Consider the following 16,286-nt stretch of genomic DNA (forward strand, 5'->3'; position numbering starts at 1 on the left):
CTTTGGTTCTGTGGGTTTGGGGAGCGGGGGGTCACCGGGGCGCTCGCAGGGGCTTGCCCCGGGGGTCATGCCGCGGACGGGGGGCCCGGCACGCCGGTTTGCGGCGTCCCAGGCCCCGCTGACCTGCGTCGATGAGGCGCCGCCGATTTCCAGCGCGCCCGTCCGCCGGACAGGCCTCAGCGGCCGGTGAAGCGCGGGGCGCGTTTCTCCAGGAACGCGGTCATGCCCTCCTTCTGGTCCTCCGTCGCGAACAGGGCGTGGAAGACCCGGCGTTCGAAGCGGACGCCGTCGCGCAGGCCGGTTTCCAGGGCGCGGTCGACGCACTCGCGGGCCGCCCTGACCGCCGTACGGCTGTACGTGGCGATGGTCGCCGCCGCTTCGAGGGCGTCGGGCAGGACGCGTTCGTCGGGGACGACCCGGGAGACCAGGCCGGCGGCCTCCGCCTCGCGGGCGTCCATCGTGCGGCCGGTGAGGACGAGGTCCATCGCCTTGGCCCGGCCCACCAGACGGGTCAGGCGCTGGGTGCCGCCGATGCCCGGGATCACGCCGAGCTTGATCTCCGGCTGGCCGAAGAGCGCCGATTCTCCGGCGATCACCAGGTCGCACATCATCGCCAGTTCACATCCGCCGCCCAGGGCGTGCCCGGCCACGGCCGCGATCTTCGGGGTGCGGAGGTCCGCGAACTCCTCCCAGGCGGCGAAGTAGTCCTCCGCCGCCATCTGAACGGCCGTCTTCGTCGCCATCTCCCTGATGTCGGCACCCGCCGCGAAGATGCTCTCCGAGCCGGTGACGACGAAGCAGCCGACCTCGGGGTCCGCGTCCAGCGGGCGGAGGGCGGCGAGGAGTTCGGCGAGGAGTTCGCCGCTCAGGGCGTTGCGGACGTGCGGGCGGTGCAGGCGTACGGTGACCACTCGGTCGTGCCGTTCGATCTTGATGGTGTCCATCGGTGTCCTTCCTCGGTCTACGAGTCCCAGATCGCGCCGTACGCGGGAATCCCGCGTCGTTCCAGTCCGTGCACCACCTGCCAGGTGAGCTTCTTGTTGGAGATGCAGATCACCGCTTCGGCCCCGAAGTCGCGGTAGGCCTCGTAGGCGAGGCGCACCATGTCGGGTTTGCCGTCGCGGGAGGTGTCCCAGACGAGGGCGTGCGGCTGGACGGCGAGGATCTCGTCGACGAGGGCGTCGCCGTAGGTGGTGCGGGGGTCGCGGGTCGCCCAGACCAGGCGGGAGGGGACCTCGGCGGCGAGGAGGTGGGGCAGGCAGGGGCCGATGCCGCTGCCTGTCGCGACGTAGACGACCTTCGTGAAGAGGGTCTCGATGTTGGCGACGCCGGCCGTGGTGATGCCCTTCACCCACACCCGGGACGGCATGTCGTCGATGAACGAGCCCGTCCAGTCGCCGGCCCGGGAGATCGTGAGACGGAAGCCGGGCTCGCCGGGGGACGGGACGTTGGCGAAGGAGTGCCACTCCTTCAGCGGGCTGCGGCTGACCGCGGTGGAGGAGCCGGCGAAGGGGGTCTCGCCGTGGTCGAAGCGGGCCAGGGCCACGTGCGGCGAGGGACGTTCGACGTGTACGTCGACCTTGCGCAGCCGCAGCCAGGGCAGGGCGACGCTGAAGGTGACCACGGAGAGGACCGTGACCGGGACCGGCCCCGGGGTGGACAGCAGGGTGTGCGTCCAGAAGAGGGCCAGGGCCGTCCAGCCGCCGAAGCGGTGGATCTTCTCGAAGTGGTCGTGGTGGCGGGACCGGAAGGGGGGCAGGGCGGTGGCGACGATGACGGCCAGGAGAGCCACCAGGGTCCAACTGACCGCTGTCAGGGCGGTGTTGCCGCCCTCCGCCGTCACCGCGACCGCCAGTGCCAGGAACCACCCCGCTCCGGCGAGCGCCCCGCCCACGTGCAGTCCGCCGAAGTGGTAGACCTTGCCCAGCGTCCAGCGGACCCGCAGCGGCCAACCGGTCGACGGCCAGGTGGCCAGGCGGAACAAGAGGTTGATGACGTGCTGCTGGCGGACGACGATCGCGAGCGCCAGGTTGGCGATCGAGGCGTGCCCCAGGGTCGGCGTCGTCAGCGGCCAACCGGCGTACAGGAACACCAGGTTGGCCAGGATCACCAGCCCCGCCAGGCGGTTGTGGTGCATCAGGCGCGGGTGCTTGAGCAGGCGGCGGGCGGCGGGGAGGAGCGGGGGCAGCTCGACGGCCGCGACGGCCTCACGGTCGAGGGAGGTCGTCATCGGGCCACCCCCTGCAGAGCGGTCCGCTCCTGGGCCAGCCGCAGCAGTGCCTGCTTGTCGATCTTGCCGCGGTCGGTCTCGGGGAGGAACGCGAGCGGCAGGACGTCCGAGGGCACGCAGTAGTAGGGCAGCGCGTCCGCCACCGTGCGGCGGGCCTCGTCCGGGTCGACGTCCGCCGGGCAGACGAAGGAGACCAGGGTGCGGGCGTCCCGCTTCAGGGTCACCGCGCGCGCACAGCCCTCGACCGACTCCAGGACCGAGGAGACGGAGTCGAGTTCGACACGGAAGCCGCGCACCTTGACCTGGTCGTCGGTGCGGCCGAGGTGTTCGAGTTCGCCGTCGTCCGTCCAGCGGCCCAGGTCGCGGGTGCGGAACATCCGGCGGTCGCCGCCGAGGAAGGGGTCGGGGGCGTAGCGCTCGGCGTTCAGCCGGTCGTCGCCCAGGTAGCCGGCCGAGACGCAGTCGCCGCCCGCCCACATCTCGCCGACCTCGCCGACCGGCAGCGGCCTGCGGTCGGCGTCGAGGACGTAGACCGTGTTGTTGGGGGTGGGGCGGCCGATGGTCAGCAGCGGGTCGGCCGGGTCGTGCCGGCGCATGGTGTTGACGATCGTCGTCTCGGTGGGGCCGCAGCAGTTGAAGAAGGCCGCCCGGCGGGCCCAGCGGTCGGCGAGCGGGCGCGGGCAGGGCTCCCCGGCGACGGCGACCGTGTGGACGCGCGGGCAGGCGGCGGGGTCGATGCCGGACAGCACGGTCGGGGTGGCGATCAGCACGGTGGCCGTACGCGCCGCCGCCGCGATGTCCTTGCCGCGGATGACGAGGGTGGCGCCGTGCGCGAGGCAGCCGAGGATCTCCCAGGCGGCCATGTCGAAGGCGATGTTGAGGAGCTGGGCCACGCGGTCACCGGGGCGGATGCCGAGGCCGCCCGGCTGGGTGAGCAGGAGGTTGGCGACGTTGCGGTGGGTGACCTTCACGCCGTTGGGGCGGCCGGTGGTGCCGGAGGTGAACAGGACGTAGCAGCCGTCGTCGGGGCGGACGTGCGGGCGCGGGACCCCGGGCTCCGTGTCGGTGGCGCGGCGGGGGCCGGGAACGTACCGCAGCGGTTCGTCGAGCGCGATCGCGCGGTGGCCGTCCGGCAGCGGAACCCGGTGGGCGTGTTCCGCGAGGGTGAGGACCACGCGGGTGCGGGCCGTGCGGACGACGTGGGCGAGCTGGGCCGGGGGCGCCAGGGCGATGTCCTGCGGGACGTAGGCGGCGCCGGTCTTCAGGATGCCGAGCAGGCCGACGATCATCGGGATCGAGCGGCGGACGAAGAGTCCGACGTGGTCGCCGGGGCGTACGCCTTCACGGACCAGGCGGGCGGCGAGGGCGTCGGCGTATCGGTCGAGCTCGCCGTAGGTGATCGTTGCTCCGAGGTGCTCGGCGGCGACGGAGTGGGGGGCGGACGCGGCCCACCGTTCCACGGCGTGGTGGACGAGAGGGTCCGGGACGGCCACCGTGGGGCCGTGGCCGTACTGCCGGAAAAAGTGCTGGTCACGGGGGGTTAAGTGGCGCAGAGGCATGGTTGAGGGACCTCCTGACTGGCTGTTTCGAGTGACGGTGTGCCACAGGCGGCCAGGCCGCGTGTGGATGCAGCCGGAATGAACGGCGGGCATGCCGGGGTGTCGAACGCCGTGCGGAGTCGCGCGCGGGGGCCAGTCTGCGCTTCGGGTCCTTCAACGCTCAACGAGGCATGTTCAGCCAGTCACGGAAGGGAATGCGCCACATGTGGCTTCTTTCACCACAACGGCAACTTCCGTGCCGACCGGCGGCGACTGCGCGGTGGGCAGGTGTGCGCCTCACGGCGTGGGCAGGTGTGCGCCTCACGGCGTGGGCAGGTGTGCGCCTCACGGCGTGGGCAGGTGTGCGCCTCACGGCGGCGGGCCGGCGGCGGGGAGGTCGCCGTGTCGGGCGCGTAACAGGGAGCCTCCGTCCGCGTAACACGGCCGAAGCACGCTGAAAGGCATGCAGAACACCGCGACGCCCACGCACTGCCCGTACTGCGCCCTGCAGTGCGGGATGAATCTGACGGCCACCCCGGACGGGACCGTCGAGGTGAGCGAGCGCGCGGATTTCCCGGTGAACCGGGGCGCGCTGTGCGGCAAGGGCCGTACCGCGCCGGCGGTGCTCTCGTCCCGGGTGCGGCTGACCTCCCCGTTGGTGCGCTCCGAGGGCACGCTCGTGCCCGCCACCTGGGACGAGGCGCTGGACCGGATCGCCGAGGGGCTGTCCCGCACGCGCACGGAGCATGGTCCGGACGCGTGCGGGGTCTTCGGCGGAGGCGGTCTGACCAACGAGAAGGCGTACACGCTCGGCAAGTTCGCGCGCGTGGTGCTCGGCACCTCGCAGATCGACTACAACGGGCGTTTCTGCATGTCGTCCGCGGCGGCGGCCGGGATCAAGGCGTTCGGCCTGGACCGCGGCCTGCCCTTCCCGCTGGAGGACATCCCGAAGACGGGCTGCGTGATCCTCGTGGGGTCAAACCTCGCGGAGACCATGCCGCCGTCCCTGCGGTTCTTCAACGAGCTGCGGGAGAACGGCGGCACGCTGATCGTCATCGACCCGCGCCGCACGAAGACCGCCGAGCAGGCCGACCTGCACCTGGCGCCCCGGCCGGGGACCGACCTGGCGCTGGCCCTCGGGCTGCTGCACCTGGTCGTCGCCGAGGGGCGGGCCGACGAGGAGTACATCGCCGAGCGGACCTCCGGCTGGGAGGAGACGCGGGCGGCGGCGATGGCGCACTGGCCGGAGTACGTGGAACGGATCACGGGGGTGTCCGTTCCCCAACTCCGCGAGACGGTGCGCATGTTCTGCGAGCCGGAGTCCGCGATGGTGCTCACCGCCCGCGGGCCGGAGCAGCAGTCCAAGGGCACCGACACCGTGGGCGCCTGGATCAACCTGTGCCTGGCGACCGGCCGCGCGGGGCGCCCGCTGTCCGGGTACGGCTGCCTGACCGGGCAGGGCAACGGGCAGGGCGGGCGCGAGCACGGCCAGAAGGCCGACCAGCTGCCCGGCTACCGCAAGCTGGACGACCCCGCCGCGCGCCGGCATGTCGCCGAGGTGTGGGGCGTGGACCCGGACAGCCTTCCCGGGCCGGGGCGCAGTGCGTACGAGCTGCTGGACGCGCTGGGTTCGGACATCAGGTCGCTGCTGCTGATGGCGTCGAACCCGGTGGTGTCGGCGCCGCGTGCCGCGCACATCGAGGAGCGCATCAAGTCGCTCGACTTCCTCGCCGTGTGTGACGTCGTGCTGTCGGAGACCGCCGCCCTCGCGGACGTCGTCCTGCCGGTCACGCAGTGGGCGGAGGAGACGGGCACCATGACCAACCTGGAGGGCCGGGTGCTGCTGCGCAAGCGGGCGATCACCCCGCCCGAGGGCATCCGCAGCGACCTGGAGGTCATGCACGAGCTGGCCGCCCGGCTCGGCGTGGAGAAGGGCTTCCCGACCGACCCCGAGGAGGTCTTCGAGGAGCTGCGCCGGGCCAGCGCGGGCGGACCGGCGGACTACTCCGGGATCACCTACCGCAGGCTGGCCGAGGAGAACGGGGTGTTCTGGCCGTGCCCGGCGGCGGACGGCCAGGACGACGCGGCCGACTCCGCGGATGTCTCGCCGGATTCCTCCCCGGATGCCCGCGCGAGCGACGACCCGGCGCAGGAGCAGGACGGCGGCCTCGCCGCCGCCGTGCACCCCGGCACCCCGCGCCTCTTCCTCGACCGGTTCGCCACCCCGGACGGCCGGGCGCGGTTCGTGCCCGTCTCGCACCGGGCCATCGCCGAGGAGCCCGACGCCGAGTACCCGGTGCTGCTGACGACCGGCAGGGTCGTGGCCCAGTACCAGTCCGGCGCCCAGACCCGCCGCGTCGACGAGCTGAACGCCGCCGCACCCGGCCCGTTCGTGGAGCTGCACCCGCGGCTGGCGGAGCGGCTCGGCGCGGCCGAGGGCGACCCGGTGGCCGTGGTCTCCCGGCGCGGCCGGGCGGTGGCGCCGGCGCGGATCACGACCACGATCCGCCCCGACACCGTCTTCATGCCCTTCCACTGGGCCGGCGAGGGCCGAGCCAACACCCTCACCAACCCGGCCCTCGACCCGACCTCGCGGATGCCGGAGTTCAAGGCGTGCGCGGTACGGCTGGAGGCCGTGGAAGGCTGAGTCCCGTTACGCGGCCGTGAGGACCGTCGCCGCGTCCGCCCCGTACTGCGCGATCTCCTCGTCGGTGAACTCGCGTGTCCGCGTGAAGCCCAGGCCGACCACCGCGACCAGCCGGGTGCCGTCCTCCGGATCGAAGACGGGGAGCGTGAGGGAGCCCTTCGCCCGTGCGGCACGGCCTCCCCGGACGGCGACGCCGGTGGTGTCGGTCTGGAAGTCGGAGACGGCGACGGGTGCCCGGCGCTCGGCAGCGGTTCCGGCCATGCCCTTGCCGAAGGGGATGACAGCGGTGCCGTTCTGCACCGACGGCGGCAGATTGTGCGCGGCGACGAGCACGATCTCGCCTTCCCTCGCGGCGGGGCCGGACAGATGGACCGAGCCGACGAAGCCCCCGTTGCGGGCGACGAAGGCGGCGAGCCAGGCGGCGATCTCGGGGCGGGCGTTCTTCAGGACGGTCTCGTTCAGCTCGGTGGCAGCGGATGTAAGGGCCGTGGGCGTGAGGGCCGTGGGCGTGAGGGGATTGGTCATGGGGGGTGTCTCTCTTGTCAGAGCCCTGCGAGGCGCAGGAGCAGGGGTTTTACCTCGGTCGCCGCGAACTCCGGCCGGGCCGCCGCCGGTTCGGAGCACAGCAGTACGGGGCCGTGGTCCGGGTCGTCGGGGAGGCGGCCGTGGCTGCCGCGGACACCGGACGGGTCGAGCGGGACGGTACGGAGCCGGTAGCGGAAGCCGAGCTTCTTGCGGGCGACCTGGCCGACGGCTCGCAGCTTCACCGCCGGGACCGTCTCGTCGTACAGCAGCTCGGCCGGGTCGTAGCCGGGCTTGCGGTGGATCTCGACCTGGCGGGCGAAGTCGGGGGCGCGGTCGTCGTCGAGCCAGTAGTAGTACGTGAACCAGGCGTCGGAGTCGGCGATCGCGACCAGCTCTCCGGAGCGCTCGTGGTCCAGGCCGTGGGCCGCTTTGCCCGCCGCGTCCAGGATCTGGTCGACGCCGTCGAGTTCGCCGAGGATCTTGGCGACCTCGGCCTCGTCCCCCGGATCGCGCACGTAGACGTGCGCCACCTGGTGGTCGGCGACGGCGAAGGCGCGCGAGGTCCAGGGGTCGAGGTACTCCATGCCGTCCTGGGTGTACACGTCCAGGAGCCCGGCCCGGCGCAGGGCGCGGTTGATGTCGACCGGACGGGAGACCGGGGTGATGCCGTACTCGCTGAGGGCCACGACCGTGGCACCGGCGGCGAGGAAGTGGTCGATCAGCGGGCGCAGGGCGTCGTCGAGCCGGCGGGCGGCGCGGGCGGTGGCCGCCGAGTCCGGGCCCGAGCGCTGCGGCTCATAGTCCATCTGCGGGATGTAGACGAGGGTCAGGTCGGGGTCGTGCTCGTCGAAGACCTGGCGGGCGGCGCCGAGGATCCACTGGGTGGAGGGCATCCCGGCGTTCGGACCCCAGTAGGTGAACAGGGGGAACGGGCCCAGGCGGTCGGTGAGTTCGTCGTGCAGGGACGGCGGCCAGGTGTAGCAGTCGGGTTCCTTGCGGCCGTCGGAGTAGTAGACGGGGCGCGGGGTCACCGTCCAGTCGACGTCCGCGCCCATGGCGTACCACCAGCAGATGTTGGCGACCTTGTAGCCGGGCCTGGTCTTTCGGGCGGTGTCCCAGATCTTCTCGCCGCCGACGAGGGCGTTGTGCTGGCGCCACAGCAGGACCTCGCCGAGGTCGCGGAAGTACCAGCCGTTGGCCACGGCGCCGTGGCCGGAGGGGGGTTCGCCGGTGAGGAAGGTGGACTGGGCGGTGCAGGTCACCGCGGGCAGGGTGGTGCCGAGGCGGGCCTGGAAGCCGCGCTCGCCGAGGGCGGCGACGGCGGGCATGTGCTTCAGCAGGGTGGGGGTGAGGCCGACGATGTCGAGGACGACGAGGCGGTTCGTGCTGAGGGGTTGCGAGGGTTTCGCGGGTTGCGGTGTTTGCGGGGATCCGGTCATCAGTGGTCCTCCTTGAGGCCCAGTCCGGTCAAGCGGTCTCTGGCCCAGGCGAGTTCGGCCGCGATGCCCTCGGTGAGGTCGGCGGGCGGGCGGGGCAGCACGGACCAGGTGTAGGTCTCGACCTCGATGTGGTCGCAGGCCGCCGTGGGACCGCCGAGCAGTCCGTCGAGCACGGCGGTGAGCTGTCCGGCGGTGGTGCGCAGCGGCGGCTCGGGCTCGGTGTGCAGCGGGGCGTGGAAGTGCACCCGCCAGGGGCCGGTGTCGTCGGGGAGGGTGCCGGCGAGGGCGGCGGGCAGGTCGTCGACGCCCTCGACGTGCCCTTCGGCGAGGGTCGTTCTGGTCTGGTGCAGGAACCGGCGCTCGGCGAGTTCGAACAGTGCGGCCCGGGCGTCCGGGTCCGCCGGGTCGGGTGCCTCCACCGCGCAGGACGCCTGGAGTTTGACGACCGGCAGTCCGGCCCCGGACAGCCGCCGCAGTGCCTCGTCCGGTTCCTCGAACTGCACGGCGAGATGGCAGGCGTCCAGGCAGATGCCGAGGTGTTCGTGGTCCAGGTCGCCGAATGCGCGTACCGCCTGCTCGGTGGTCTCCACGACGCACCCCGGTTCCGGTTCGAAGCCGACGCGGACGGGGCGGCCGGTCCACGCCTCCAGCCCGGCGAGTCCGATGGCCAGCCGGTCCAGGGCGCGGCGGGCGGCGTCGGACCGCTCGCGGGGCCACGGCGTGCGCCAGCCGAGGGGCAGGGTGGAGACGCTGCCCCGGCAGGCGTCGTCGGGGAGGAGGGCGGCGAGGACACGGGCGCAGTCGATGGTGTAGTCGAGGCGTGCCTCGTCCGCCCAGTCGGGAAGATAGACGTCCTTCTTGACGACCTCGCGGTGGAATCCCTCGTACGGGAAGGCGTTGAGGGTGACGGTCTCCAGGCCGCGTGCGGTCAGCTCGGCCCTGAGTCTCGCCAAGGCGCCGGCGTCGGAGGCCAGTTCGGTGACGGCGGGGCGTGCCAGCCACAGCCCGATGCCGAGGCGGTCGACGGCCAGGCGCTCGCGTACGGGCTCGGCGTGGCGGGCGAGCTGGCCGATGACGCCCTCCAGGTCCTCCGCCTGGTGGACGTTGCTGCAGTACGCGAGATGGACGGTGGTGCCGTCGGGGTGGCGGAAGCGCATCGGCCGTTCACTCTCCCCCGCGCCGGACGGAGTTGCCCTCGAAGCTCGACGCCTCGTCGGGCTTGGGTTCGTCCAGGTCCAGGCGGCCGCTCTGCCCGTAGAAGGCGACCGGGTTGCGCCACATCACCTGGTCGACGTCGTCCTCGCCGAACCCGGCGGCGAGCATCGCGTCGGCCGTCTTCCGCGTCTTCAGCGGATCCGAACTCCCCCAGTCGGCTGCCGAGTTGACGAGCACGCGGGCCGTTCCGTGCTCCTGGAGGATGCGGACCATCCGGTCCTCGCTCATCTTGGTCTTCGGGTAGACCGAGAAGCCCGCCCAGCAGCCGCTGTCGAGGGCCAGGGAGACGGTCAGTTCGTTGAGGTGGTCGAGGACGACGAGCTCGGGCGCGATGCCGGACTCCCGTACGACGTCCAGGGTCCTTCGGGTCCCGGCCGCCTTGTCGCGGTGCGGGGTGTGGACGAGGGCGGGCAGCCCGTGCCCGACGGCGAGCTGGAGCTGGGCGGCCAGGGCCTCGTCCTCCTCCTTGGTCATCGAGTCGTAGCCGATCTCGCCGACCGCGACGACCCGGTCCTTGGCGAGGTAACGGGGCAGTTCGTCGAGGACGGGCCGGCAACGCGGGTCGTTGGCCTCCTTGGGGTTGAGCGCGATGGTGCAGAAGTGCTGGATGCCGAACTGGGCGGCCCGGTACGGCTCCCAGCCCAGCAGCGAGTCGAAGTAGTCGTAGAAGGACTCGGGCGAGGTACGGGGCTGGCCGAGCCAGAAGGCGGGCTCGACGACGGCCCGGACCCCGGCCGCGTACATCGCCTCGTAGTCGTCGGTGGTGCGGGACGTCATGTGGATGTGGGGGTCGAAGATGCGCATGCTCAGTGGTCTCCATGGGGGAGGAAGGCGCTGATGAGGGGGCCTGTGTCCGCGGGTACGGGGCGGTCGGCGGCTCTGCGTTCGGCGGCGAAAGCGGCCAGCATGCGGGCGAGTTCGGCGTCCGCGCGGTCGTCGAGTCCGGCCACGCGGTCGAGCGGGATCTCGCAGAACACGCACTTCAGGACGGCCTGCCGGTACTCGTCCGCCGGAAGGTGGGCGGCCGCGTACGGGCCGAGGGCCGCCTCGATCAGTGTGGTGTCGTTGCCGCGCAGGGTCTGCCGTACGAGATCCAGGTACCGGCCCTGGTCGTCGAGGAGCGGCAACGCCTTGAGGACGGCACGCTGTTCGGCGGGGTCGCCGTAGCGGTGGAGCGCTTCCACTGCCTCGGCGAGGGCCTCGCCGTGCAGCGGCAGCGCGGTCAGGAGCAGGGCGCGGGCCGCCTCGTCGACGGTCCGGCCGTCGGGCAGGGGCTCGCGCCCGCAGTGGCGGCGGACGGCGGGGAAGAGGGCGCGGATGGCGGTGGGGTCGGCGCCGACGCGGGCGACGGCGGCGTCCAGCCAGGCGCGGGCGTCCGGCGTGAGGGGCAGCGAGGGCATGGCGTACGTTCCTCTGGGGGGGAGAGAGGACGGGGGTGGTGGGCCTCAGGGGCCCCTTGGGGAAGGCCGGGAGGCCTCAGGAGGCGAGTAAGCCGGTCTCGGCCGCGCGCAGGAAGTCGATCGAACGACGGGCGACCTCGGGTGCGTCCAGGGAGCCGCCCTGGATCTCGACGGACACCAGACCCTCGTGTCCCAGTGCCTCCAGCGTCGCCAGCACCGGCGGGAAGTCGATCTCGCCCGCGCCGAACTCCAGATGCCGGTGGACGCCGCGCACCATGTCCTCGATCTGCACGTTCAGCAGGTGGCGCGCGGCCCGTCGCACGCACTCCAGCAGCGGCGGTTCCTCCACGCAGTGGGCGTGGCCGATGTCCAGGGTGATGCCGAACAGGTCGTGGCCGCCGACCAGTTGGCGCAGCCGCAGACACCGGTCGACCGTGTCGACGAACATGTACGGCTCCGGCTCGAAGGCCAGCGCCACCCCGTACGCCTCGGCCGTCTCCAGCACCGCCCCGACGCCCGCCGCGAGGCGCTGCCACACCGCCGTCTCGGACACCCCGGCCGGGGCCGGGCCGCTGCACAGGTGGACGGTGGGCGAGCCCAGTTCGGCCGCGATGCGCACAGCGCGCCGCAGCAGGTCGATCCGCCGCTCCGGCTCCGCCGACATCAGCGTCGGCTCGTGCTTGGCCCAGGCGTCGAGGAAGTACGGCGCCCCGGTCTCGACGGTCACGGTGAGCCCGTGCCGCGCCAACTGCTTGCCGGTCAGGGCGACCTGGCGGCCCAGGTCCGCGGCGTACGGGTCGAGGTGGTGGTGGTCGAGGGTGAGCGCGACGCCGTCGTAGCCCAGGTCCGCCAGGACGCCGAGCAGGTCGGTCAGCCGGTGGTGGGCGAACCCGTTGGTGCCGTAGCCGAATCTGAGGCTCATGTCGGCGACACCCGTCTGGCCAGCCGCAGCGCCAGGGGATGCACGGCGCCGAGGACGGCGGCGGCACCGGGCGCACCGCCGCGTGCGGTGAGTGCAGCCTGCAACGGCACCATGGCGAGGATGCCGGCCCCCACCGCCCGTCGTACGGTGCCGCCGCTCGGGTCGCGCACGGCGAGCGCCTGGGCGCGTCCGTAGGTTCCGAGGTAGGCGAGGGCCGCTGCGGCGGCGACGGCGGTGTCGGCCGCCGACGCGCGTGGTGTCGGCCGGGCCGGCCGTCCGAGGGGCCAGGCACCGGCCACCGCCGTCGCCGACGAGACGGCGAGGGTCGCCGCCGGCAGCCGCGCCGGGGCGCCGGAGATCTCGTGGCGGCTGAGGAGGGTGAGCGTGTAGGTGTGCAGCCCGGTCAACAGCGCGGGGAGAGCCGCGCGGCCGATCGCGCGAGCGGTTTCGCCGGACGTGGTGCCGACTGCCCCGCCGGGTGCGGGCGAGGGCGGCTTCCCGCCGCCCGCCACCGCTCCCGCCAGCACGTCCAGCACCCGCGCTCCGGCCATCGCGGCCGGTCCCGCCGGGGTCGACTTCAGTTTCAGGTCGTACGCCCACACCAGCGCGGTCAGCGGCAGGGCGGCGGCGAGGCCGCGCCGGCCGCCCGAGAGGCCGGCGAGGCCGAGGCCGGCGGCGGTCAGACCGGTGGCGACGGACAGGGCGGTCCGGCGCGGCACGCGACCGGAGGGTATGGGCCGTTCGGGCCGCTCCACCGAGTCGACGGCGGCGTCCGCGTAGTCGTTGAGGGCCATGCCCGCCCAGTAGAGACACACGGACGAGGCCATCACCCCGGCCGTCCGGAGACCGAGTGGGCGGCCGGCCGCCGTCGCCCCGGCAAGGACGTCACCGGGAACGCTGAGGGCGGCCGGAGCGCGCACGAGGCTCGCCAGATCCGCCGCCCGGGGTACCGCTTTGCGGTCGTTCATGCGGCGATCATTGCCAAGTTTGATTGCGCCTTCATACTGCGTAATGAGGATGTTTCGTGTGAGATACGCAACAGCGGCGCCCGGTTGAGGCGCCGGCCCGCCACTGCGGTGCCGCGGCCTCGACTCAGCCGCGAACGTTCCAGTCACCGCCGCCGATGCGGTTCCCGCGGGCCCGCAGACGTGCGGCCACAGCGGGTGCGGCGACGTACACCCAGGCCCGTACGGCCTGCCCGTCGCCGTCCCCGCCGTCGTTGTCCCCGCCGTCACCGTCGAGGATCACCTCGCGCTCCACGCGCTCGTAGAGGCTGCGCGGATCCCCCGGCGCGTACTCCTCCAGCCGGTCCAGCGCGACCAGCAACTCCCCGTACGTGTCGGGCAGTGCCGTGACGACCTCGCCGTGCACCACTCCCCCGCGTTCCTCCACGGCGTACGGATAGCCGGGCCCCTCGTACAGCACCGCGCCGACGAGCCGGGCCGGTTGTTCGGACCGTGTGCGACCACGCAGGAAGAGGTCGTGGTTGGGCTCGCCGGGGCGGAGGGTGCCGTAGACGAAGAAGGGCAGTTGCGGGGCGCTCACAGAAACGATTCTGACCCCTCACACACCTGCGCATCCGCGCCATAGACACGACATGTCATGGCCCCTTAAAACTTGTTCAAGATCGCTTCATTTCCCCACGCCCCCGCCCACCCCCACCTCCGGCGCGCCCTCCTTCACACCTTCACGCCTCACGCCCCCATGCCCTCACGCCCTCTCAGGCGCCTTCTCTAGGAGACCGATGAGCCGGATACGGCCGCACGTCCGAGGTTCCCGCCGTCTCGCCGCCGCCGGCGCCGCCGCCACCAGCGCCACCCTGCTGGCCGCCGCGCTCACCCCCGCCGCCGACGCGGCCGAACGGCCGACCCGGGCCTCCGCGATCGAGAACGCGTCGTCGGTGCTCGCGGACCGGGCCGCGGCGCTGGGTCTCACCGCCGCGCAGGACACGACCGTCCGGGACGTCGTCGTGGACGCGGACGGCACGCAGCACGTCCGCTACGACCGTACGTACCGCCGACTGCCCGTGCTGGGCGGCGACTTCGTGGTCCATCTCGCGCCCGACGGCAGCCACCGCAGCACCAGCCGCGCCACGAGGAGCACGGTCTCGCTCGCGAGCGTCACCCCGAAGCTGTCGGCCCCGAAGGCCGAGGACCTCGCGGTGAACGCGCTGCGCGCCGCCAACCTCGGCGAGACCCTGCGACGGATCACCGCCACGTCGGAGCTGGTCGTCGACGCCCTGCACGGCGCCCCGAGGCTGGCGTGGCGGACGAACGCGGTGGCGCAGGACTCCCTCGGCAACCCGACCGCGCGGACGATCCTGACGGACGCCGGCACGGGCACCCAGATCGACGCCTGGGACGCCATCGAGACGGCCTCGGGTGACGGCAAGTCCCTGTACGGCGGCACGGTTCCGCTGGAGACGACCCGGTCGGGATCGACGTACCAGCTCAAGGACGCGACGCGCGGAAACACGTACACCGGCGACGCGGCGAACCAGAACGACCTGTGCATTCTGACGGTCTGCCTCAGCCGGGCCCCCGCGACGGTCTTCACCGACGCCGACAACCACTGGGGCACCGGCACGGATGCCGACCGGGCCTCGGCGGCGGTCGACGCGCAGTACGGCACGGACGTGACGTGGGACTACTACAAGAACGTCCACGGCCGCAACGGCATCGCGGGCGACGGCAAGGGGTCCTACAACCGCGTGCACTACGGCACCCGGTACAACAACGCCTTCTGGGACGACACCTGCTTCTGCATGACGTACGGGGACGGTGACGGGACGCAGCTCGGACCGCTGGTGTCCCTCGACGTGGCGGGCCACGAGATGTCGCACGGCGTGACGTCGAAGACGGCGGCGCTGGCGTACTCGGGCGAGTCCGGCGGCCTGAACGAGGCCACCTCGGACATCGTCGGCACGCTGGTGGAGTTCCACGCCGGCAACGCGTCGGACGACGGTGACTGGCTGATCGGCGAGAAGATCGTCCGCTCCGGCTTCGGCCGGGACGCCCTGCGCTACATGGACAAGCCGTCCAAGGACGGCGCCTCCGCCGACTGCTGGACCGCCGCTGTGGGCGACCTCGACGTCCACTACTCCTCCGGCGTCGCGAACCACTTCGCGTTCCTGCTGGCGCAGGGCAGCGGCGCCAGGACGGTGAACGGCGTCAGCTACGACTCGCCGACCTGTGACGGCTCTTCGGTGACCGGCATCGGCCGCGCCAAGCTGGGGGCGATCTGGTACCGAGCGCTGACCGTCTACATGACGTCCGCCACGAACTACGCGGGGGCGCGGGCGGCGACGCTGAGCGCGGCGAAGGATCTGTACGGGGCCGGGAGCACGGAGCACGGCGCGGTCGCCGGAGCCTGGAGCGCGGTGGGCGTGGGGTGATCCCGCCACGTGGGGTGATGGGGCCCTGAACGCGTGCCACGGCCGCCTCGGCCCTCTCGCCGGGGCGGCCGTCGCGTTGCCGGGGCTTGCCCCACGCCTCTCACCAACGTGACCCGGGCACTCAGCCCTTGACGGCCGAGCTGGCGACGCCCTGGACGAACCAGCGCTGGAAGAAGACGAAGACGATCAGCACGGGCAGGACCAGGAGGACGCCGAAGGCGAGGATCTGACCCCAGTCCGGGGGCAGCTGGGCCTGGAAGACGCTCATCTCCAGCGGCAGCGGACGGACCGACGGGTCGGAGACCATCAGGACCGGCCAGAGGAAGGAGCCCCACTGGGTGAGGAAGGTCAGGATCGCCACCGACGCGAAGGCCGGCTTGCTCATCGGGACGATGATCGCGAAGAAGGTGCGCCAGGGGCCGGCGCCGTCCAGGCGGGCGGCTTCCTCGATGCTCGGCGGGATCGACCGGAAGAACGTGTGGAACTGGTAGACCGAGAAGGCATTGGCGATGAACGGGAGCGCCTGGATGAAGAGCGTGTTGCGCTGACCGTTGAACATGTAGAACAGCGGGACCGCCACCGACTCGAACGGGACCAGCATCAGCAGCAGGACGAGCGTGAACACGGCGTTGCGGCCACGCCACTTCAGGCGTGACATCCCGTACGCGGCCATGGAGTTGACGAACAGGCCGCCCGTGACGACGACGAACGCCAGCAGCAGGGAAACGCCCATGAAGCGCCAGAAGTAGCCGGTGCTGTCGGAGTCGAGGCTGCTGAGGACCGCGGCGTAGTTGTCGAAGGACAGGTGGGTGGGGAGGAAGCCGGACAGGCCGTTCAGCACTTCGTCGGACGGCTTGAGGCTGCCGATCAGCAGGTAGATGACGGGCAGCGCGAAGATGAACGCCAGGACGGACAGGACGGCGTAGTCGAGGACGCGGCGCAGGGGCATGCGGGTGAGGCCCGGGTTCGTGCTCAT

At 72.4% G+C, this 16,286-nt stretch carries 14 protein-coding genes; 2 read left to right on the top strand and 12 right to left on the bottom strand.

Features of this window, described 5'->3' with window-relative positions:
* Positions 1–176: 176 nt before the first annotated feature.
* Genes ACZ5XS_RS23165 through ACZ5XS_RS23175 form a run of 3 tightly spaced genes read right to left on the bottom strand, consistent with a single transcriptional unit; the run spans position 177 to position 3,789 of the window.
* Positions 177–944, bottom strand: a complete 768-nt coding sequence (locus ACZ5XS_RS23165; RefSeq protein ID WP_468654143.1) for an enoyl-CoA hydratase-related protein — start codon at positions 942–944, stop codon at positions 177–179.
* A 17-nt stretch (positions 945–961) separates the two neighbouring features.
* Complete coding sequence (locus ACZ5XS_RS23170; RefSeq protein ID WP_468654145.1) at positions 962–2,230, bottom strand: ferredoxin reductase domain-containing protein; 1,269 nt, start codon at positions 2,228–2,230, stop codon at positions 962–964.
* A complete protein-coding gene (locus ACZ5XS_RS23175; RefSeq protein ID WP_468654147.1) occupies positions 2,227–3,789 on the bottom strand; it encodes an amino acid adenylation domain-containing protein in 1,563 nt (520 codons plus the stop codon). The genes ACZ5XS_RS23170 and ACZ5XS_RS23175 overlap by 4 nt, the downstream gene beginning before the upstream one ends.
* A gap of 442 nt (positions 3,790–4,231) precedes the next feature.
* Between ACZ5XS_RS23175 and ACZ5XS_RS23180 the strand changes: the two genes are divergently transcribed.
* Positions 4,232–6,415 carry a molybdopterin oxidoreductase family protein gene (locus tag ACZ5XS_RS23180; protein WP_468654149.1) on the top strand — a complete coding sequence of 728 codons (2,184 nt, stop codon included), beginning with the start codon at positions 4,232–4,234 and terminating at the stop codon, positions 6,413–6,415.
* Positions 6,416–6,421: 6 nt separating this feature from the next.
* Here ACZ5XS_RS23180 and ACZ5XS_RS23185 read toward each other — a convergent pair whose 3' ends face one another.
* From ACZ5XS_RS23185 to ACZ5XS_RS23220, 8 genes are all read right to left on the bottom strand, one after another.
* Entirely contained in the window at positions 6,422–6,940 is a 519-nt protein-coding gene (locus ACZ5XS_RS23185) for a GAF domain-containing protein (RefSeq protein ID WP_468654151.1), read from the bottom strand.
* A 17-nt stretch (positions 6,941–6,957) separates the two neighbouring features.
* Positions 6,958–8,379 (bottom strand): alkaline phosphatase family protein, encoded by a 1,422-nt coding sequence (locus ACZ5XS_RS23190; protein WP_468654153.1) that lies wholly within the window; start codon positions 8,377–8,379, stop codon positions 6,958–6,960.
* The gene (gene eboE, locus ACZ5XS_RS23195; RefSeq protein WP_468654155.1) at positions 8,379–9,536 is read right to left on the bottom strand and encodes a metabolite traffic protein EboE; all 1,158 of its coding nucleotides are present in this window, start codon (positions 9,534–9,536) and stop codon (positions 8,379–8,381) included. The genes ACZ5XS_RS23190 and eboE overlap by 1 nt, the downstream gene beginning before the upstream one ends.
* A 7-nt stretch (positions 9,537–9,543) precedes the next feature.
* Positions 9,544–10,398, bottom strand: a complete 855-nt coding sequence (locus tag ACZ5XS_RS23200) for a TatD family hydrolase (RefSeq protein ID WP_468654157.1) — start codon at positions 10,396–10,398, stop codon at positions 9,544–9,546.
* 2 nt (positions 10,399–10,400) lie between these two features.
* Positions 10,401–10,994 (bottom strand): EboA domain-containing protein, encoded by a 594-nt coding sequence (locus ACZ5XS_RS23205; protein ID WP_468654159.1) that lies wholly within the window; start codon positions 10,992–10,994, stop codon positions 10,401–10,403.
* A 76-nt stretch (positions 10,995–11,070) separates the two neighbouring features.
* Positions 11,071–11,916, bottom strand: coding sequence for a sugar phosphate isomerase/epimerase family protein (locus ACZ5XS_RS23210; RefSeq protein WP_468654161.1), 846 nt, complete (start codon positions 11,914–11,916; stop codon positions 11,071–11,073).
* A complete protein-coding gene (locus ACZ5XS_RS23215) occupies positions 11,913–12,884 on the bottom strand; it encodes an SCO3242 family prenyltransferase (protein WP_468654163.1) in 972 nt (323 codons plus the stop codon). Before ACZ5XS_RS23215 ends, ACZ5XS_RS23210 begins: the two co-directional genes overlap by 4 nt.
* Before the next feature lie 124 nt (positions 12,885–13,008).
* Positions 13,009–13,461, bottom strand: a complete 453-nt coding sequence (locus ACZ5XS_RS23220) for a gamma-glutamylcyclotransferase family protein (protein WP_468654165.1) — start codon at positions 13,459–13,461, stop codon at positions 13,009–13,011.
* Positions 13,462–13,660: 199 nt separating this feature from the next.
* On the opposite strand from ACZ5XS_RS23220, the gene ACZ5XS_RS23225 reads away from it, so the two are divergent.
* A complete protein-coding gene (locus ACZ5XS_RS23225; protein ID WP_468654167.1) occupies positions 13,661–15,310 on the top strand; it encodes a M4 family metallopeptidase in 1,650 nt (549 codons plus the stop codon).
* Positions 15,311–15,431: 121 nt separating this feature from the next.
* Here ACZ5XS_RS23225 and ACZ5XS_RS23230 read toward each other — a convergent pair whose 3' ends face one another.
* Positions 15,432–16,286 carry a carbohydrate ABC transporter permease gene (locus ACZ5XS_RS23230; RefSeq protein WP_468654169.1) on the bottom strand — a complete coding sequence of 285 codons (855 nt, stop codon included), beginning with the start codon at positions 16,284–16,286 and terminating at the stop codon, positions 15,432–15,434.

It is taken from the genome of Streptomyces sp. NPDC033131 (genome assembly GCF_055578365.1).